Here is an 18,335-nt window from a genome sequence, read left to right as displayed (position 1 = left end):
GTGTCAACCCCTTTGACAACCCGGCGCGTCGCATGGAACGGTCCATCCCATGCGACCGCCGACCATCCGTGACGTGGCCGAGCACGCCGGCGTCTCCAAGTCGCTGGTCTCGCTGGTGCTGCGCGGGTCCGGCCAGGTACGGCCCGAGAAGCGGGAGGCCGTGCTGCGGGCCGTGCGCGAGCTGGGTTACCGGCCGAACGCCGCCGCCCGCAGCCTCAGCGAGCAGCGCACCCTCCCCCACTCTCGGCTTCGCTCGAGCGGGGGGACCCCCATGGTCGGCGTCCTCCTGAACGACCTGCGCAACCCGTGGTTCGTCGACCTGCTCGACGGCCTGAACTCCCTCCTCCACGACAACGGCCTGCACATGCTGCTCGCCGACGCCCGCCTCAACCGCCGCACGGGCCACGACCTCACCGGCCCCTTCCTGGACCTGCGGGTCGACGGCCTGATCGTGGTCGGCACCCTGCCCGACCCGGCGGCGCTCGGCACGGTCGCCGACCGCATCCCGCTCGTCGTCGCCGGCGCCCGCGAACCCGTACCGACCGGCGTCGACGTCGTCGCCGGCGACGACGAGCGGGGCACGCGGCTCGTCACCGAGCACCTCATCGGGCTCGGCCACCGCCGCATCGCGCACATCGCGGGCTACGGCGCGGTCGGCGAGCTGCGGCGCCGCAGCTTCGAAGCGACGATGCGGGAGCACGCTCTCGCGGGCGGCGCGCTCGTCGAAGCCTGCGACATGACGGAGGAGGGCGGCCACCGTGCCGCCGTCCGGCTGCTCGGCCGCCCGGACTGGCCCACCGCCGTCCTCGCCGTCAACGACATCGCCGCCGTCGGCGCCCTGTCGGCGGCCGAGGCGCTGGGCCTGCGGGTGCCGCAGGACCTGTCGGTCACCGGCTACGACAACACGAGCATCTCCCGGCTGCGGCACCTGTGGCTCACCACCGTCGACAACGCCGGCCACGAGGTCGGACGCCGCGCCGCCCGCTGTCTGCTCGACCGCTTCGAAGGACGCGGAGGGCAGGGCAGCGTGCACCTCGCCACGCCGACGCTGGAGATCCGCGGCACCACGGCCGGTGTCCGAGGGTGACGGCGTAGACCTTACGCAGCGTCTCCGGCGCCGCCCCATGGTCGGGCGCGCTCCCGGGAGTGTGGTGAGTTGCCGTACTCGGGTCAACCGCGCCGCGTCGCGATGCTGACCGCGTTCGCGGCGACCACCGCCCCGATGGCGGCCCACTCCAAGGGCCCCAGCCGCTGGCCCAGGACGACCCAGCCGACCGCGGCGGCGAGGACCGGGTTGATGCTCATGAAGAGCCCGAACGTCTGGGCCGGCACATGGCGCAGGGTGAGCAGGTCCGCCAAGTAGGGCACGGCCGAGGAGAGGACACCCGCCGCTGCGGCGCACGCGAGCGCCTCCACGGTGGGCGGGCGGTGGACTGCGATGAGGAGACCGACCGGCAGGAACATCAACGCGGAGATCCCGGCGGCGGTGGCCGATCCCTGCGCGCCCGGGATGCGCCGGCCGACGGTCCGGTTGAGCAGGATGTACGACGCCCAGCAGACGGCGGCCAGCAGGCCGAGGCCCATGCCGAGATAGTCGGCGGAGGGCTGCGGCCGCATCAGGGTGACGACGCCGGCCGCGGCGAGCACCGCGCAGCAGGCGTCCACCCGGCGCCGCGCGGCGGCCAGGGCGATGCTCAACGGCCCCAGGAACTCGAGCGTCACCGCAAGGCCGAGGCCGATCCGGTCGACAGCCGTGTACAGGCTCAGGTTCATCGTGCCGAACACCAAGGCCAGCAGCAGGACCGGCCACCACTGCCGCCAGGTGAACTCCCGCATGCGTGGCCTGCCGACCGCCAGCAGCACGACGGCGGCGACGTACTGACGCACCGCCACGACACCGACGGGCCCGAGGACGGGGAAGGCCAGCGCCCCGATGGCGGCACCGACCTGGTTGGACAGACCACTGCCGGCCATGGTGACCACACCGGCCAGTGGCCGGCGGACCGGCCGGTCGCCGGGGTGCACTGCGGGAACCGGGCGTGCGGGAGCCGTTCGCATGCGCCCGATGGTCCGTCACGACGACCCCTGCGCGAAATGAATGCGCCGATCCATCCATACGCTGGAGTCATGGATGTGGAGCTGCGGCAACTGCGCTGCCTGGTGGCGATCGTCGACGAGGGCACCTTCACCGACGCGGCGATCGCCCTCGGCGTCTCCCAGGCGGCCGTGTCCCGGACGCTGGCGTCGCTGGAACGCGCCCTCGGCGTACGACTGTTGAGGCGCACTTCCCGCGAGGTGACGCCGACGGCGACCGGGCTGCGGGTGGTCGCGCATGCCCGGCGCGTCCTCGGGGAGGTGGACGGCCTGATCCGGGAGGCCACCTCCGGCCATGTCCATCTGCGGCTCGGGTACGCCTGGGCGGCACTCGGTCGGCACACCCTGCCCTTCCAGCGCCGCTGGGGCGAGACCCACCCGGAGACCGACCTGCACCTGGTGCGGGCCAACTCGCCCACGGCCGGGCTGCTGGAGGGGATGTGCGACCTCGCGGTGGTGCGCCGCCCCGTGGACGACCGGCGCTTCGACTCCGCCGTCGTGGGCCTCGAACGGCGGCAGTGCGCCCTGGCCGCCGACGACCCGCTGGCCCGCCGCCGCTCGGTCCGGCTCGCCGACCTCGGCGGACGTACCCTCGTCGTCGACCGCCGCACCGGTACCACGACCCCGGAGTTGTGGCCCCCGGAGTCCCGCCCGGCCGCCGAGGAGACCCACGACGTCGACGACTGGCTCACCGTGATCGCCACCGGCCGCTGCATCGGCATGACCGCCGAGTCCACCGCCCACCAGTACCGTCGGCCCGGCGTCGTCTACCGGCCCGTGCGGGACGCCGAACCGGTGGCCGTACGGCTCGCCTGGTGGCGCGACGAACCGCACCCGGCGACGCAGGCCGTGATCGAACTGGTGAGCTCGCTGTACCGGGCGCAGCCATAGGGCCCGGCGGCTTCGGAGAACCACCGGGCCGGAGCGCTCAGTTGCCGGACCTGGGCGCCCCGACCACCCGGGCGGGTCACCGGCCTGGGACGACCGGTCGTAGCCGACGGGCCGAGCTCCTCAGGCGCGTGCCAGCTCCGCCGCACCGAAGGACACATCGAACCGGTCGCACCAGATGCTCACGCTGGTGAACGCGGCCGGGTCGACGTCAGCAGGTACGGAGTAGTTCTGGTCGCCTTTGTTGCCCTTGAGGCGCCCCAGGCTCTCGTACTTCCCGTCGTCGAACACATGCCAGCCCGCCCGGCCCTCCTTCACCGGCGCATCCGTCAGCCACACCCGCAGATCAGGGCCGTTGCTGGTGTCGAGGCCCTCCAGGCGCAGCACGTGGGAGCCGTCGGCGAGCCGCAGCAGAGCCACGGTGCCGGACGTGGCGTGCTCGTGACTGATCAGCTCGCCGCGCGCCACGGTCACCGGGCCCGCCGGTTCCGGCGATGCCGGGGTGCTCGGCGTGGGCGCCGGTGCCCCGGTCGCCGCGGGCAGCGCCTCCTGCACGGTCTCGTCCTGCCACAGCTTCCACGGCTGGAACCAGTACAGCCCGGCACCGACCAGCGCCACGGCCGGCCCAAGTGCCACCACGACCACCTTGCCCATACGTCCCATCGCGTCTCCTGCCGTTCCGTTCTCCGGGAGATCCATTCAAGAGGTGCGCACGGCAGGACCGCGACGCTCTGGAGATGACGGAACTCTTACGGCGCGCTTGGCGATGTCACACTCCCGACCGCCAGCGACCAAGCATCGGCCGTGGCCTGAATTCCGAACCCCTCAAGGACATCGACGCCTGGCTCGACCGGTTCCGCCGCTTCAGGACACCTCACCTGGACGCGCTGGCCACGGAGCAGGCCCGCGGCAAACGCGAGCGGCGACTCCGCGGCGCCGCCGACCCACCGAGGAGCACCTCATGATCGGCGTCACCTATCAGATCAACTCCGTACGCCGGCAGGTCGGCAAGCGCGTGTTCAAGGCCGGCGAGGCTCGCGTGGTGACCACCGGCCAGTCGTACGACGCGCCCCTCGACGACGTCTGGGACGCCTGCACCAACCCCGAGCGCCTGCCGCGCTGGTTCCTGTCGGTCACCGGCGAGCTCCGCCTGGGCGGCCGCTACCAGCTGGAGGGCTCAGCGCGCGGCGCGCACGCCGTCCAGCGCGACGGACAGGACGCGGTCGCGCTGGGCGTCGTCGACGAAGTTCGTCGAGGTGATGCCCGCGACCATGCGCACCAGGTCGCCGAAGTCCATGTCCGTGCGCGCCACCCCGGCCTGCTGCGCCCGCTCGAACAGCGGGGTGCCGGCCGCGTACATCGACTCCCGGCAGGCCAGGAAGATGTCCGACTCGTCGTTGAGCGCCTCGCGGACCGCCCGCTTGGTCACCATGTAGCCGGTGAACCGGTGCAGCCAGGCCGTGAGCGCCTCCCACGGTTCCTGGTCCGCGACCTCCCGGGCGACCTGGCACAGGTCGTTCACCTCGCCCGCGTACACGCTCTCGAACAGATGCCGACGGGTCGGGAAGTTCCGGTAGAGCGTGCCGATACCGACGCCCGCGCGACGGGCGATGTCCTCCAGGGAGGCGTCCGCGCCGTGCTCGGCGAACGCCTCGCGCGCGGCGGCCAGCAGGGCGTCGTAGTTGCGGGCGGCGTCCTTCCGGTGCGGCCGCCGGGACGCCACGATCTCGCTCACGGGAAACGTCTGGGCCGTCATTGCTGCCTCCCTAGGGCGGACGGGATTGAACCGGAGGTAAGCCTCCGCTACAGTGGAGGGGTGCCTCCACTTTAGCAGTGCGGATGTCTGCGCCGTGGACGCGTGCGGCCGCACGCGTCCACGGCGCGACGACACCCCGTATCGACCCTGCCACGGGCCCTGCACCCGAGTGCACCGCCCGTCCCATACGCCACACCCCTCCGCGACCGCTCCCCGCGGCCATCGGCGTGCCCGACGCTGCCCCGCAGCGCGCCCGTCCGTACGTCCGCGCCGGATGACCTCGGCCGCACCTGTCCTGTCCGGAGAGGCCTTTCATGCCCCGCAAGTCCACCCGTCTCACCTTCGCGGTCCTCGCGACCGGTGCCGGCGTCTTCGCCATGCTCCAGTCCCTGATCGCGCCCGCCCTGCCGACGGTCCAGCACACCCTGCACACCTCGCAGTCCACCGCGACCTGGGTGATGACGGCCTATCTGCTGTCGGCCTCGGTGTTCACTCCGATCCTCGGCCGCGTCGGCGACCTGATCGGCAAGAAGCGCACCCTCGTCGCCGTCCTGCTGACGGTGCTGGCCGGCTGTCTGCTCGCCGCGCTCGCGCCGAGCATCGGCGTGCTGATCGTCGCCCGCGTCGTCCAGGGCGTCGGGGGAGCCCTGTTCCCGCTCTCCTTCGGCATCATCCGGGACGAGTTCGCCCCGGCGCAGGTCAGCGGCAGCATCAGCAACCTGTCCGCGGTGATCGCCGCGGGCGGTGGCGTCGGCATCGTCGCGGCCGGACCGATCGTCTCCGCACTCGACTACCGCTGGCTGTTCTGGATCCCCGTCGCGATCGTCGCGCTCACCACGCTCATCGCCCTGCGGTACGTACCCGAATCGCCCAACCGGGCCGAAGGGAACGTCGGTTGGCTCGGCGCCGCGCTGCTGTCGGCCTGGCTGGTGGCGTTGCTGCTGCCGCTCAGTCAGGCGGGCCAGTGGGGCTGGGGCTCGGCCCGCGTCATCGGCCTGTTCGCCGTTGCCGTCGCCCTGTTCGCGCTGTGGCTGCTGGCCGAGGCCCGCTCCCGCACCCCGCTGATCGACCTGCGGGTCATGCGGCTGCCCGCGGTGTGGACCACCAACACCGCCGCGCTGCTGTTCGGCGCGGGCATGTACGCGATCTGGTCCTTCCTCCCCGGGTTCGTGCAGACGCCCGCCTCCGCGGGGTACGGCTTCGGTGCGAGCGTCACCGAGGCCGGGCTGCTCATGCTGCCGATGCTGGTCGCGATGTTCCTCTCGGGCGTGCTGAGCGGCCGGCTGGAGCCGGTGCTGGGCGCCAAGACGCTCCTCATCACCGGCGCCGCGCTCGGCGCCGTCGCCTGCGGCTTCCTCGCCCTGTGGCACGACCGGCCCTGGCAAGTCGCCTTCGTGGCAGGCGTGTTCGGCCTCGGCATCGGGCTCGCCTTCGCCGCCATGGCCAACCTGATCGTGGGCAGCGTCCCGGCGGCGCAGACCGGTGCGGCCACCGGTATGAACGCCAACATCCGCACCATCGGCGGATCCATCGGCGCCGCGGTGACCAGCGTCCTGGTCACCGGCCGCCTCCAGCCCTCGGGCCTGCCCTACGACTCCGGCTACACGCACGGCTTCGCCCTGCTGGCCGTGCTCTGCCTCGCCGCGGCCCTCGCCGCACTCCTCGTCCCCGCCCGCCGCCCCGGCCGCCCGGCCGTCCCGGCCCGCTCGGCCGACAACGCACCGGACACCGCACCGCAGCCCGCCACACCCGCCACGCGAGGCTGACGCCCACGCGGGCGGTGGCACGCCCGATCCGTGCCGTCCCGGGGCTGTCACGTGCATGAGGTAGGGTTTACCTGCACGTTCACGCGGCCGCCGCGGGTACGGGCATCGGGACGTGGCGCAGCTTGGTAGCGCACTTGACTGGGGGTCAAGGGGTCGCAGGTTCAAATCCTGTCGTCCCGACGGTGCTCACCAGCGGGTCTGCCGACAACGGCAGGCCCGCTGGATGCGTTCGTGTGACACGTGATGGCGGCGTGATGGCAGTCGACGACTTCCGGCGACCGGTATCAAGCTGCCCGGTCTTCTGACGCCGGACCGCTCTGGTGGTGGTGCTTGCGGTCGGCGCGGGTCAGGGCCTTGTCGATGGCGGTGACGGCGTCGCGGGCGGCGTGGGGCAGCAGGTGGCCGTAGAGGTTCACCGTGGTGGACAGTGTTGAATGGCGCAGTGTCTTGGAGACCACGGCCAGGAGAACCCGTGAGCTGATCATGATGGTGGCGGCGGTGTGGCGTAGATCGTGGACGCCGAGCCGGGGCAGGCCGATCTGCTCAGAGCGTCGGCGCAGCTCGGTCAGGACGCCCTGCGGGCGCAGCGGGGAGTCGTCCGGCTGGCAGAACACCAGGCCCGCCAGAGGAGTGCCCGGGGGCTGGCCGGCCCGGGCCAGGGTGGCCTGACGATTCAGGGCGGCGGCGACGCGCGGGGACAGGCTCACCCAGTTCCGGCTCGCCTTGGTTTTCGGGTGGCTGAGGTAGAGCCGGTTGTTGTTGACGGCCGTGAGGTTCCACCGCACCAGCAGGGTCCTCTCGGGCAGATGGACGTCAGTCCAGTGCAGGCCGAGGTCCTCGCCGCGGCGCATCCCGGTACCCAGCAGCAGCTCGAACAGGTCGGCCAGCTGGTCGCCGTAGCGGGTGTGGTTGTGCCGCAGGAACGCAGCCGCCTGGGTGGGGTTCCAACAGATCCGTTCCTGTGCCGCGGGCCGGGGCGTCATCGCGTGCCGGCACGGGCTGTCCGCGATCAGCCGGGCGCGCACGGCGGAGCCGAGGGCGCTGGAGAGCGTGGCGCCGATCCGGTAGACGGTGGTGCGCCCCCGGCTGCGGGCGAGCTCGGCCTCCTGCCAGGCGGTGATGTGCCGCGGCCGCAGATCCTGAAGGGCGAGGCGTCCGAAGGACGGGATGAGGTCGGCGCGGACGTAGTCGCGGTAGCGGACGAACGTGGTGGGCTTGAGCGTCTCCTCCTTTGTGCGTAGCCAGTCGGTCAGGTAGGCGGCGAGGGTGAGATGCTCGTCGCAAGGCAGTCCGGTGCGCTCGCAGGTCAGGGCGTGTTCCAGGGCTGCGAGGGCGGCCTTGCGGGTGGGAAAGCCACTGCGGCAGTGGGGCTTGCGTCTGCCGTCGGCGGACGGCAGGTCGACGGCGAAGGCCACGAGCCGTGCCGGGAACGGCCCTTGAGCTTCGGGCAGCTGGCGCCGAACTGCCTGCCGTTGGGTCGGCGGCAGCCGCACCGCCGGTAGAGACGACCTCGCTCGGGGGAGCGAGAAGCCATGGTGCTCACCTTCACCTTCGGTGGGGAAGTGTGTTGACTCCACGGTGACGTGGTCATCCCGCGGGTTAGAAGCTGGCGGATCATGGCGTCTCATGGGCGGACGCCATCACTCCGCCGTCACATCACGCGTCTCGCCATCGCTGAGCAGCAGCGACCCCTTTGGGCGGCGTCGGCGTCCGGGTGGCGCCGTACCCACGGCTACTTGTGGGGCGGCTCCTCGGCTGCCGCGTCGAGCAGTTCGAGGTAGCCGTCGACCGCCCCCACAGCGAGTCCTCCGGAAACCGGCCGGAGCCTCGATGGGCGCGCCGCCACGGCTCGTCGTCCCAGTAGCGGTCGTGTACCCGGCGCAGGTGGCGGAGGGAGGCGGCCGTTTCGACGCGCCGCTGCTCGGCCTCCTCTGCCGGCTGAGGGGCGGCCAGCCGCAGCGGGCTGGCCTGGCCCGCGGCAAGCGCGTCCAGCGCACGGGTATCGGGTCCGGTGGGGGACCAGATGCGCAGCAGACGACGAATCGCGTGGTTCCACACCGGCCAGGCCGCAGGCCGCCAGCGCCGCACGACCGGCGCCTTGCAAAGGTCGAGGAGGTTCGCCAGCGTGGTGCACTCGGGAGGCTCGACGCCCCAGGGCAGCTCCTCGGCAGGCAGGTCGACAACGAGGGCGACGTGCACCACCGGGATGTCTCCCGTCCCGTCCAGGATGGGGCCGAAGGCATGCGCGGCGAGAAGAGCACCGCCGCCGGGCAGTCGCCGGGCACGGTCGCAGGCGTCGGTGATCGTACGGAGACGGCGAACGGCCGTGGTATGACGCATGACCTCATCCTGCCCGGCCCGCGGGCGAGGGGCCGAGCCGTGTCCGGTCGGCCGCCCAGGTGCGCTGGTGGGCCTGGGCTGCGGCGCGGGCGTGTTCCTCTACGGCCTTGCGGTGGGTCTCCTACTCGCGCCGGGTGCGTTCGGTGCGGCAGTGGTAGGCCGCGTCGAGGAGTTCGGCGGCGCTGCGGCGCGATGTGGGCGGGGCGGCGGTGGCGGAGGTGGCAGTGGAGCGGTAGCGGGCCAGTAGCTCTGGTCCCGGCTGAGGGCTGCTGCCCAGGACGGCTTGCAGGAGCAGGTCGTCCTTCTCCTTCGCGGGCAGAGATGCGATGAACGCCGCGAGTTCGCGCCGGTCCGGGCCCGGTGCGGGGGCGGGCTCGCTCGCCTGGGCTGCGGCGGTCAGCAGATCGGGGTCCACTTTCAGGAAGTCGGCCAGGGCGCGCTGCGGGCCGGTGAGTTCGGTCAGGCCGGCGGGGACCGGCGGTTCCATCTCGCGGGCATACTCCTCCTCGTCGTCCTCGGCCAGTTCCCAGACGGTGAGGGCGGCCAGCCAGGCGAGGTAGAGGGGGCGCAGGTCACCGGCGGCGAGTTCGGCGCGCAGGCCGATCATGGAGGACAGCTCGAGAGAGGTCTCGAAGTCCCATTCCCCGCCGTCCTCACTGTCCAGGGAGAAGTCGAGCAGGGTGTGGCCGGAGCGGGTCCACACGGTGAGGGCCTCCTCCATGGCGTAGGCGGCGGCCGTCTTCACCGGGAGCACGTTGGCAGGCAGACGGAGGATGAGGCGGCGGCTGCCCCAGTTCGCGTAGTACAGGTGGGCGTCGTAGAGCTGCTCGACCAGTTTGGTGGTGTCCCCGCGGAAGTCGCCCCAGTGGTACTCGTTGACGAAGCGGGTCGGGGAGACGGTGGCCCGGGTGGACAGGGACCGGACCTGCTCCAACTGTGCAGGATCCAGAGGTCGGTCGACGGCCAGGAACTCGTAGTACTGGTACTCGCTCACGACCCGCAACCCTATCCGCGCTCCGCGGCGTGCTGAGATGGAGCCATGAGCGAGGAGACCTCCCTTCAGCAGCTGGTCGACGGGTTGCGGCGAGACCGGCGACGCGGTCCGTACGCCGGGCATCGCGAGTACGTGGCCACCGCGTGGGCCGTCGACGAAGCGGCCGGACGCCTGCTGGAGACCGGGAATGCGGCCGAGGCGGCCCGTCGGTTGCGCACGGCGGTGGACCGGGTCACCCGGGCCCTGATGTACCTGGACGACTCCTCCGGTAGCTGCGGGGACGCCCTGCGCGCGCTGACTGCCCGTTACGCCCAGGCGCTGGCGGCAGCCCCGCCCAAGGATCCCCGCGCCTTGGCGAACTGGATCGCCACCACGGTGTTCGACGGCCCCGGCTGGCCCGATATCTCCCTGGCAGACTTCGCCCCCGCCCTGGGCGAGCGGGGCCTGCGGCATCTGACCGACCTGGTCGAGGAGCGCGCCGGCGATCCCGAGCAGGCAGACGAATGGGGCACCGCCTTCGGCGTGCGGTATCTGCGGGAACAGCTCGCGGAGATCTCCGGCGACACCGACCACTACGTCGAGGTACTCGCCCGTTCATTGACCGGACCCGATCAGTACGTCAAGATCGTCCGCGCGCTCCGGGCCGCAGGCCGGGAGGCGGAGGCCACCGACTGGGCACGCGGCGGGCTGGAGGCCCACCCCGCCAGCCCGTTCAAGCCCCAACTCACGAACGAGCTCGTCGCACTCCTCATCGCCGGCGGAAAGGGAGAGGAAGCCGTGTCGGTGCGCCGGGATGTCTTCGCCCGCACCCCGCTCGCCTCCGCGTTCGTCGCGCTGGCCGCGACGGCCCGGGAGGCCGACAGCCCGCAGGCGGTCACCTGGGCCCTGGACCTGCTGCGCGCCCGGCTGCCCGAGAACCCCGCCCATGTCACCGAACTGATCGCGTGCCTGCGCGCGGAGGGCCTGGCCGAAGAGGCATGGCAGACAGCGACAGCGCATCTCGACGCCCTGTCGACGTACGTCCTGCAAGACCTCCTCGCCGAGCGGCGGCCTGTCCATCCGGCCGACACTGTCGTCCCGTACCGGAGACTGATCGACCTCTATCTCGGGGAGAGTGGCAACAAGTACCGCTACCAGTACGCCGTCCGCCACCTGAAGACCCTGCGCGACGTCCACCGTGCGCTCGGCACCGAGCCGGAATTCACCGACTACCTGCACGGCCTGCGTGCCGAACACCGCCGCAAGACCGGCTTCCTGGCCCGCCTGGACAAGGCCGGCCTCGGCTGAGTGGGCACCCCGCGCCGTACGACGCAGCTGGTGTCTGGCGGTGCGCTGCGTCACCACCATCGCCGTTTTCCGTCGCCGGCCGGGCACCCGCGGTGCCTATCCCGGCTCAAGATCATGGCTGACGGTTCATCGCCTGCGCCGACAAGGTCCCACGGGCTCAACGCGGCCCGGCGGGGAGGGTGTTCCAGGTCGAGGTCAGCCAGGTCAGGTCGGCTTCGGCCTGGCGGCGGCCGGTCTGCTCGCGGGTGAACAGCTGCTCGGTCTTGGTCAGTACGAGGGTGTACGGGCGTCCCTGCCGTCTGGTCTGGTGCAGCACCGGGAGACCGGCCGAGTCGATCCTGGTGTGTACGTGCCGGCGTCCGTCCTTGGCCAGCGGCCATTCGAGGACACGCCGCGAGCGGGAGGCGAGAAACGTCTCCAGGGTGGCGCACAGGTCGCAGCCGCAGCCGGTCCAGGCGATCGACCAGTCGTCGGCGGCACGCGGTTGTCGTGCGACGATCGCGCGGAGCCGGTCCGTGCAGTCGCGTGCGATCGTGTCGAGCCCCGCCGCGCGCCGGGTGTCCGTCGGCAGCGCCTGCGCCGAGCGGCGCAGCATCGGCATCAGGCATTCCAGCACCGTGTCCGCCTGGGCGCGCAGCACGGCCAGGATCTCAGTCCGCTGTTCCTGGTCGGCCGCCTGCAGGAGGTGTTGCAGCGGCAGGCCCAGCTGCTCCAGTCGGGGGCGGCGGATCTCGGCCGGCCCGGTCGTGGTGCACTGCCGCAGGTCTTCGTCCACCGCGCTCCAGGCCCCGGTGGACAGCAGCCGCGCTGCCGCTGTCCTCGCCGGGCCCAAGGAGCGCAGCACTGTGCACAGGTCCGGCAGCCTCTCGGTCCACTCGTACCGGTGTGCCTCGTAGCGGTACCGCGGGCCGAACCAGCCGCCGATCACCTGGCCCAGCCACACGGTGCCGTACCGCTCGGCCACGGCGGCCAGCCCATGGGCGTGCTGCGGTCCCAGCGCGTTCACCCCGAACGGCTCCAGCAGCATCGCCGCGGTCTCGGCCACACCCAGGCCCTCGGCCACGTGCAACGCGCCCTCCAGCAGTTCGGGTTGGGTATCGGTGTGCTTCCAGAACGGGGCGAGGGATTCGGCCGCGGTGCGGGCGCCGTCCAGGTCTCCTTGCTCGATGCGGCCCTGCAGTTCCTCCAGGGCCCACCGCGATCCGGCCTCGCCGCGCGCCGCGAACGCGCGCTCGCGCGGCCACACGACGACCGCGGCCCTCCTGTACCACCGGTCCAGCGTGTTGCCGTAGTTGCCCATGTAGCCCTCGTACTGGGACTCATAGGGCGTGAGGTCCGCGCTCGGGGTGCTGGCACAGGCCTCGTAGTCGTGGACGTACAACGAGATCGGCTCGCCGCCGGTGCCGTCCGGGCCGGTCCACCAGTCGAGGGTGACCTCGTCGTCGATCAGGTCCTGGACGACGTAGTCGTCGTCGGTCGCGGGGCTGTCGTCCTCGCCCTCGTACTCGTCGTCTTCGTCGTATCCGTAGCAGTCGTCCCAGGGGACGTCACCGGCGGGGTAGGCGTCCCAGGTCTGCTTGACCTCGGCAAGGGCGAGCACCGATTCGCAGCCGGCCTGCCCGGCGGCGGCGCGCAGCAGCGCGGCGCGCTCGGCGTCGGCGCCCTTGAGCCGCTCCCAGCTCAGGCCCCGCTGGGTGTACTCGTGGTCGAGCAGATACACCAGCCGGTTCGGCGGGTCGAGGTCCCGCATCGCATAGCGCGGCCTGGCGGGGGTGCTGAAGTGCTGGTCCAGGCAGTGCGCCAGCTCGGTGAGCGGACCGGTGTCCCGCGCCGAAGCACCGGGCTCGGCGAGCAGGTTGAAGGTGAGGGCCACCCGGTACCCGGACCGGACCGGGGTGACCTCGTGCCGGCAGTCGGCGTAGAAGGCGACGAGGGTCAGCTCCGTCTTCGAGGCGCGGTAGGTGCTGCGCTGCCCGGCATGCTCGATGACCAGTTCTCCGCCGGTGTGCGCCGAGGGCAGACAGAGCACCAGCGTGCCCACCATGGCGTCGTCCTTCTCCGAATCCTGATGGGGGAGGAAGAACTGGCCCTTGCCGTACACCAGCAGCGCGTGCGGCTCGGCCTGCAGCCGGGCCGTCACCGGGAGCCCGAGCGCGTCCCGGAAATGCTCCAGCGCGCCACTCAGCAGCGCCGGCCAGGAGGGGCCGGCCAAAGTGATCTGGTCCGGCGAGATCTGCCAGGTGTCGCGGACGCCGGTGTCGCTCAGTGTCTCCTCGCCCCGACCGAACAACGCCGGGCGCGCCACCGCGATCAGCTTCTTTGCCTGGGGCGCGCGCAGCGGAAGACTCACCGGCCCGACGCCGGCCACCTCGAGCCCGAGACCGTGCGCAGGGGCCTCAAGCCGGGCGCTGAAGGCCCCCGCCGGCCTCACCCCGCCGAGCAACTCGGCCAGCCGTTCCCTCGGATTCCCCGCCACGCGTGCTCTCCCGCCGCCCGGTGTGCCACCCTCGGCCCGATCCTATTGCCCGCAGAGACCGGAGACGGCCGACCGCAGGGGCGTCCGCCAGGTGAGCCCCCGGCTCCGGGGCGCGGTCAGACCCGAATCTGCAGGCAGTAGCGGTGATCGGCGGCTGAGGCAGGGACAGGTGCGCTTCGGGTTCGAGGAGATCGGGTTCCTGCACCGTGATCAGCTCGACCTGAACGCGCGCCTGCCTCTGCTGGTTCACCCCGACACCATTGTGTGCTGGCACCGCGACCTGGTCAGACGTCGTCACGCCGAGGTGAACTGGATCTATCCCGTGTGCTGGCCGGTGCAGGCGTCTGCCCGCCGGAGGACTGCGGCGGCGCCTGGGGCTATGCGGACCTCAAGGAGATCCTCGCCGGCCCGTCGCAGGAGGAACACGAGAGCGCTGGAGTGGCTCGGCATCGACTCGGCGACCGACTTCGACCCGGCCCGGATCGGGCTGGGCGAAGAGCCAACAGACGCTTACGATGCCGTAGCCAAAGACGGCAGGGCGGCGTGGCCGATGACGGCAAGAATGCCGAAGTATGCGGCAACCCGTGCCTGAGGAAGCTCAGTTTTCGTCGAGGAGTTCGGCCGCCGTTTTGGGGTCCATGAGGGTGGACCAGGCCTGTTCGGCGGGGAGGAGCGGGCGGCTGGGCAGGGCGTACTCGGGGAACCATGCTTGGGGTCGCAGCCGGGAACGTGTCGCAGGATGACGGCGGCGAGGTCGTCGGGGACGGAGCCGGTGATGCGTACGGCTGCGTAGGTTTCGTGGCCGTCGTCGGCGCGGACCAGGATGCCGAGGCGGAAAGTGGGGAAGTCAGCAGCGTGTTCGTGCCCGTCGTGGAGCGAGCCGCGGGTCAGATCTTTGATGACGGAGGCCAGGCGGCGAACGAGCCGGGTGCCTGCTTCGAGCTGGTACCGGTCGTAGTCGTCCTGGGTGGGCAGGAGGTGACCGACGTAAGTCTTGCCGGGCAGCGGCCGGGAGTGCTCGCTGTTGTAGCGGGCGCGAGCGGCCTTCGCGTCGGCTTCGAGCGCGGCATAGAAGTCGTCTCCCGAGCCGTCCTCGCGCTGTCCGGCAGCGACCAGCCAGGGCAGGTCCTGCTCAGTCCAGACCGCGCCTCGCCAGCGCTGGACCTTGACCTTGAACAGGACCTCGGTGTCGATCGACCGGATCCGCTCATGGCCGGTCTCGTCCTCAGCGAACTGATCCCGGGCCTTGGCCAGGATGGGATGGTCGATCTCGTCGAGGGGCTGGCGGGCGGTGGGGAGCGGTAGCTTCAGGTCCTCGCGCAGCGTGCGGAGGGTGGGGCGGGCGGGATGCACGGATCAGTCGTCCTCGCCCACTCCGCCGAGCTCCTTGATTCGCTCGGGCGACAGCCCGGTCAGCAGCGAGACGCTCGATTCCAGCCCTCCGTCGAGCCTGCGCATCTTCTCGAGCATGTTCGCCCGGACTTCTTCGCGGCGGATCTCCAGGTAGACGCGCACGGCTTCGGCGACGAGGTCCTTCTTTGTCATGCCGAGGAAGTGCGCACCGTCGGCGATCAGCTCGTCTATGGCCGCATCAACCTTCAGGGGCGCCGTCGTCCGGGCTGCCCTGCGCCGCTTCTCATCCGTGATGTTCACGATCTACCTCCTGGTACCAAAGAATACTCCTATCCTCAGGCGCTGGGTATCGCTCGGGGTGTGACGTGCAGTTATGGGCGCTGATCCATGTGTCCGTGCAGGTCAGGTTGCCTCTGTCTCCTGAGCGTGTCCCGATCGGTCGCGCCGACTGATCGCGGACGCGCCGCAGGGCGGCGCCCTGATCGGGAGTGCCAGGCAGGCAGGGAGGGAGTAGTAGACGCGGGGTGGGCGCGACGTCGCCGTCGACGGACTCACTGGTTTCGCCACCTCCAGTGACATGGCCGAGGTGCGCCGGATCGACTCGCGCATAGATCGGTGGCCGTACAAGATCTCGTGCCATGTTCGCGGGGGTGGGCCCTGCACGCTCTGGTCGGGGAGTCCCGCTTCGGCGAGTTCGGATCCACCGTCCGCAGTGGTGAAGGCGTTCGCGGAGGTGCTCAGGTCCTCAAGGGGCCTGGTGCCCTCTGCGGTGTCGCGGCGCTTGCGCGGAGACGCCGCGGATGCCCGGCGAGGCCAGGACACGCAGACTCCTTTACCCGGCCGAGTACGCTTGACCGTGACCTCGAAGAACGACCCGTCGCACGCCGCTCAGGGGCTCCTGGGGGTCAAGGGGTCGCAGGTTCAAATCCTGTCGTCCCGACCAGCTTTGATGCAGGTCGGAGGCCGTTCTCCCGCTCAGGGAGGGCGGCTTTTCGCGTTGCTGGAGGGCTGGTGGTCGCACTGTGGTCGCGGGCCGGATGCGGGGCGTTACCGGAGACTGTGGCGGTCGAGGCGGTGGATGAGGGCGGGGCGGCGCTGATTGTCCGCGCGCAGGCGGGTCAGGCGCTGGTGGAAGGCCGTGTCCTGTCCGGTGTGGGCGCAGGCGTCGCGCAGTTCCGCGAGGAGGGCGACGGCCTGGTCGTAGGCGGTGCTCTTCTTGGTGGCGATGTGCGCCTCGATACGCTGCCAGGCGGACTCGGCCTCGCGTGCGAGGGCGGTCAGGTGCCGGGCGCGGGCTTCGGCTCGTTCGTGTTCGGCGTGCTGCCGGCGTTCGGCGCGCAGGGTGTGGGCGGCGTCCAGGAGGTGGGCGGCGGACCGGCGCCCGGGGATCGCAGTGGGGGCGGCGGTGCCGCGCAGTCGGTGCAGGAGTTCGGTACGCAGCTGCGGTTCGGGGCCGAGAGCGAGCCGCAGCAGCAGGGCGTCTTTCTCCTGCTCCGGTAGGGCGGCGATCAGTGGCGCGAGTTCCTTCTTCGTGGGATTGGCCGACTTCCTTGGGCTCGGCGGGCTGGCCTGCGCCGCGGCCGCCAGCAGATCGGCGTCCACACGCAGGAAGTCCGCGAGCGCGCGCTGCGGAGCGGTCAGCTCGCCGAGGCCGGCCGGGACAGGCGGTTCGGGGCAGGACTGGTACTCCTCTTCTTCGTCGTCTTCGAGTTCCCAGGCGGCGAGCGCGGAGAGCCACGCGAGGTAGAGGGGGCGCAGGTCGCCGGTGGCGAGTTCGTCGCGTACGCCGATGAGGGCGGCCAGTGAGTCGTCGGCGCCCTCGATCCAGTCGCCGCCTTCGTCCTCGCTGGTGAGGTCGAGCAGCAGGTGGGTGCGGGTGGTCCAGGCGTCGACGCGGTGGTCCAGGCAGTACGGCTTCACCGTGGGCGGGGCCAGGGCTTGCCTGGGCAGGCGGAGCATCAGCCGGTGGGTGCCCCAGTTGGTGACGTACAGGTGCGCGTCGAAGTAGCGCTCGACCATGCGGCGCGGGTTTCCGCTCAGATCACCCCAGTTGTAGGTGTTGGTGAAGCTGGTGGCGGTGATCCGGGCCCGGCTGGAGACGGCCCGCAACTGGTCCTGCTCCTCGCGGCTGAGCGGCCGGTCGAGGGCCTGGAACTCGTAGTACTGGTACTCGCTCACACGGCGGACCCTACTGCCGTCGCTGATGGACTGGGGACGGGGACCGGGCGAGGTTGCTGGCGCCGCCTAGGGCGCGTATCGAGTCGTGATCAGTTGGTGGTCCGGGTGAGGTCTTTGATCCAGATCATCGAGGCTCGTAGGTGGAGGCCGGCGAGGTAGCTGTCCGGGGTCTTGTCGTATCGGGTGGCGATGCCCCGCCAGGCCTTGAGCTTGTTGATCAGGCGCTCGACGGTGTTCCTCTCCTTGTAGAGGGCGGCGTCGTGGCTGACGGGTCGACCGCCTGCGGAGCCCTTCTTCTTCCGGTTTGCGGCCTGGTCCTTCTTCTCCGGGATCACTGCCTTGATGCCGCGTCTGCGCAGGTGGGCCCGGTTGCCGCGGGAGGAGTAGGCCTTGTCGGCGGCGACCGCGTCCGGCCGGGTGCGGGGGCGGCCGGCGGGGCCGCGGACCCGTAACTTCTTGAGCACCGGGATGAACTGCGGACTGTCCGCGGCCTGGCCCGCGGTCAGCACGAACGCCAGCGGGCGGCACTTGCGGTCGGCGGCGAGGTGGACCTTGCTGGTCTGCCCGCCCCTGGAGCGTCCCAGGAGGGCGGCCTTCAGCCGGAGTTTTCGCCGACGCCGGATGCGTCGTCGTTCCTCCCGCCCGGGATCGAACTCGGCGTCCTGTCCGTCTTGTTCTTCGAGGCTGCCCCTTTTGACCTGGCTTTCTCCGCCTCGGTGGCAGCCTTCTCCAGGGCGGTGAGCACATCCTCGCCCAGGCGCATCCCAGCTGCGTCGTGGTGAGCGCGCGCGGTGGTGGAGTTGATGCCGACCAGGGACAGATCGATCTCACCCCGCTTCGCGGCTTCCGCGATCAGGCCCTCCAGCAGGGCCTCGAAGACGCCGGCGTCACGCCATTGCCGGAAGCGGTTGTGGACGGTCGACCAGGCACCGAACTCCTGCGGCATCTCCCGCCACTGTCCGCCGGTCTTGAACCGCCAGATCACCCCCTCGAACTGCTGCCGGAGCCGCTCGGGGTACGGGCCGTACTCGCCGATCGGCAGGTACGGCTCGATGAACTCCCATTCCTCGTCCGTCAGTTGCACTCGCGTCACACAAGAAGGTCTACCGGTCCAGACCCCGTTACGAAGGCGAATCCCGCAGATTGATCACGACTCGATACGCGCCCTAGTACTCCAGCAGTACTTCGCGTCTTGACCTGCGC

At 71.2% G+C, this 18,335-nt stretch carries 15 protein-coding genes, 1 tRNA gene and 3 pseudogenes; 8 read left to right on the top strand and 11 right to left on the bottom strand.

What is annotated here, in order from left to right; translation table 11 throughout:
- Positions 1 to 49: 49 nt before the first annotated feature.
- Entirely contained in the window at positions 50 to 1,087 is a 1,038-nt protein-coding gene (locus ACKTSN_RS05830) for a LacI family DNA-binding transcriptional regulator (protein ID WP_409468091.1), read from the top strand.
- Between the two features lie 83 nt (positions 1,088 to 1,170).
- Here the strand turns inward: ACKTSN_RS05830 and ACKTSN_RS05825 are convergent, their stop codons facing one another.
- A complete protein-coding gene (locus ACKTSN_RS05825; RefSeq protein WP_409468090.1) occupies positions 1,171 to 2,058 on the bottom strand; it encodes an EamA family transporter in 888 nt (295 codons plus the stop codon).
- Between the two features lie 69 nt (positions 2,059 to 2,127).
- Here ACKTSN_RS05825 and ACKTSN_RS05820 point away from each other — a divergent pair, with 69 nt between their 5' ends.
- A complete protein-coding gene (locus ACKTSN_RS05820) occupies positions 2,128 to 2,985 on the top strand; it encodes a LysR family transcriptional regulator (protein ID WP_409468089.1) in 858 nt (285 codons plus the stop codon).
- 120 nt (positions 2,986 to 3,105) lie between these two features.
- Here the strand turns inward: ACKTSN_RS05820 and ACKTSN_RS05815 are convergent, their stop codons facing one another.
- Positions 3,106 to 3,645 (bottom strand): DM13 domain-containing protein, encoded by a 540-nt coding sequence (locus ACKTSN_RS05815; protein WP_409468088.1) that lies wholly within the window; start codon positions 3,643 to 3,645, stop codon positions 3,106 to 3,108.
- A 74-nt stretch (positions 3,646 to 3,719) separates the two neighbouring features.
- On the opposite strand from ACKTSN_RS05815, the gene ACKTSN_RS05810 reads away from it, so the two are divergent.
- Positions 3,720 to 3,947, top strand: coding sequence for a hypothetical protein (locus ACKTSN_RS05810; protein ID WP_409468087.1), 228 nt, complete (start codon positions 3,720 to 3,722; stop codon positions 3,945 to 3,947).
- Positions 3,944 to 4,150 (top strand): annotated as a pseudogene (locus ACKTSN_RS05805) (SRPBCC domain-containing protein); the annotation flags it as partial. The gene ACKTSN_RS05810 and the pseudogene ACKTSN_RS05805, both read left to right, overlap by 4 nt.
- A gap of 9 nt (positions 4,151 to 4,159) precedes the next feature.
- Here ACKTSN_RS05805 and ACKTSN_RS05800 read toward each other — a convergent pair.
- Entirely contained in the window at positions 4,160 to 4,738 is a 579-nt protein-coding gene (locus ACKTSN_RS05800; protein WP_409468086.1) for a TetR/AcrR family transcriptional regulator, read from the bottom strand.
- A 314-nt stretch (positions 4,739 to 5,052) separates the two neighbouring features.
- Between ACKTSN_RS05800 and ACKTSN_RS05795 the strand changes: the two genes are divergently transcribed.
- On the top strand, positions 5,053 to 6,504 hold the full coding sequence (locus tag ACKTSN_RS05795; RefSeq protein ID WP_409468085.1) for an MFS transporter: 1,452 nt from the start codon (positions 5,053 to 5,055) through the stop codon (positions 6,502 to 6,504).
- A 106-nt stretch (positions 6,505 to 6,610) separates the two neighbouring features.
- Positions 6,611 to 6,684, top strand: a tRNA-Pro gene (locus ACKTSN_RS05790).
- Between the two features lie 104 nt (positions 6,685 to 6,788).
- Here the strand turns inward: ACKTSN_RS05790 and ACKTSN_RS05785 are convergent.
- From ACKTSN_RS05785 to ACKTSN_RS05775, 3 genes are all read right to left on the bottom strand, one after another.
- Entirely contained in the window at positions 6,789 to 7,919 is a 1,131-nt protein-coding gene (locus ACKTSN_RS05785; protein WP_409468084.1) for a tyrosine-type recombinase/integrase, read from the bottom strand.
- Positions 7,920 to 8,160: 241 nt separating this feature from the next.
- Positions 8,161 to 8,844: a DUF7711 family protein gene (locus ACKTSN_RS05780; RefSeq protein ID WP_409468083.1), complete on the bottom strand. Its 684-nt coding sequence runs from the start codon at positions 8,842 to 8,844 to the stop codon at positions 8,161 to 8,163.
- A gap of 121 nt (positions 8,845 to 8,965) precedes the next feature.
- Positions 8,966 to 9,838, bottom strand: coding sequence for a hypothetical protein (locus tag ACKTSN_RS05775; protein ID WP_409468082.1), 873 nt, complete (start codon positions 9,836 to 9,838; stop codon positions 8,966 to 8,968).
- A 45-nt stretch (positions 9,839 to 9,883) separates the two neighbouring features.
- On the opposite strand from ACKTSN_RS05775, the gene ACKTSN_RS05770 reads away from it, so the two are divergent.
- On the top strand, positions 9,884 to 11,125 hold the full coding sequence (locus ACKTSN_RS05770; protein WP_409468081.1) for a DUF6880 family protein: 1,242 nt from the start codon (positions 9,884 to 9,886) through the stop codon (positions 11,123 to 11,125).
- A gap of 157 nt (positions 11,126 to 11,282) precedes the next feature.
- Here the strand turns inward: ACKTSN_RS05770 and ACKTSN_RS05765 are convergent, their stop codons facing one another.
- Entirely contained in the window at positions 11,283 to 13,601 is a 2,319-nt protein-coding gene (locus tag ACKTSN_RS05765; protein ID WP_409468080.1) for a 2OG-Fe(II) oxygenase, read from the bottom strand.
- Positions 13,602 to 13,865: 264 nt separating this feature from the next.
- Here ACKTSN_RS05765 and ACKTSN_RS05760 point away from each other — a divergent pair.
- Positions 13,866 to 13,973, top strand: a pseudogene (locus ACKTSN_RS05760) (hypothetical protein); the annotation flags it as partial.
- Positions 13,974 to 14,111: 138 nt separating this feature from the next.
- Here the strand turns inward: ACKTSN_RS05760 and ACKTSN_RS05755 are convergent.
- The 4 genes and pseudogenes from ACKTSN_RS05755 to ACKTSN_RS05740 form a co-directional block, all read right to left on the bottom strand.
- Complete coding sequence (locus ACKTSN_RS05755; protein ID WP_409475122.1) at positions 14,112 to 14,954, bottom strand: hypothetical protein; 843 nt, start codon at positions 14,952 to 14,954, stop codon at positions 14,112 to 14,114.
- Between the two features lie 3 nt (positions 14,955 to 14,957).
- Complete coding sequence (locus tag ACKTSN_RS05750) at positions 14,958 to 15,254, bottom strand: hypothetical protein (protein ID WP_409468079.1); 297 nt, start codon at positions 15,252 to 15,254, stop codon at positions 14,958 to 14,960.
- Between the two features lie 747 nt (positions 15,255 to 16,001).
- Entirely contained in the window at positions 16,002 to 17,132 is a 1,131-nt protein-coding gene (locus tag ACKTSN_RS05745) for a hypothetical protein (protein ID WP_409468078.1), read from the bottom strand.
- An 89-nt stretch (positions 17,133 to 17,221) separates the two neighbouring features.
- A pseudogene (locus ACKTSN_RS05740) lies at positions 17,222 to 18,225 on the bottom strand (IS5 family transposase).
- Between the last annotated feature and the right edge of the window lie 110 nt (positions 18,226 to 18,335).

Origin of the sequence: Streptomyces flavusporus, assembly GCF_046267975.1 — a bacterium.
GTDB classification, from domain to species: Bacteria; Actinomycetota; Actinomycetes; order Streptomycetales; family Streptomycetaceae; genus Streptomyces; species Streptomyces flavusporus.
Note: the sequence above shows the minus strand (reverse complement) of the source record. Positions and strands in the feature narration are given on the sequence as shown.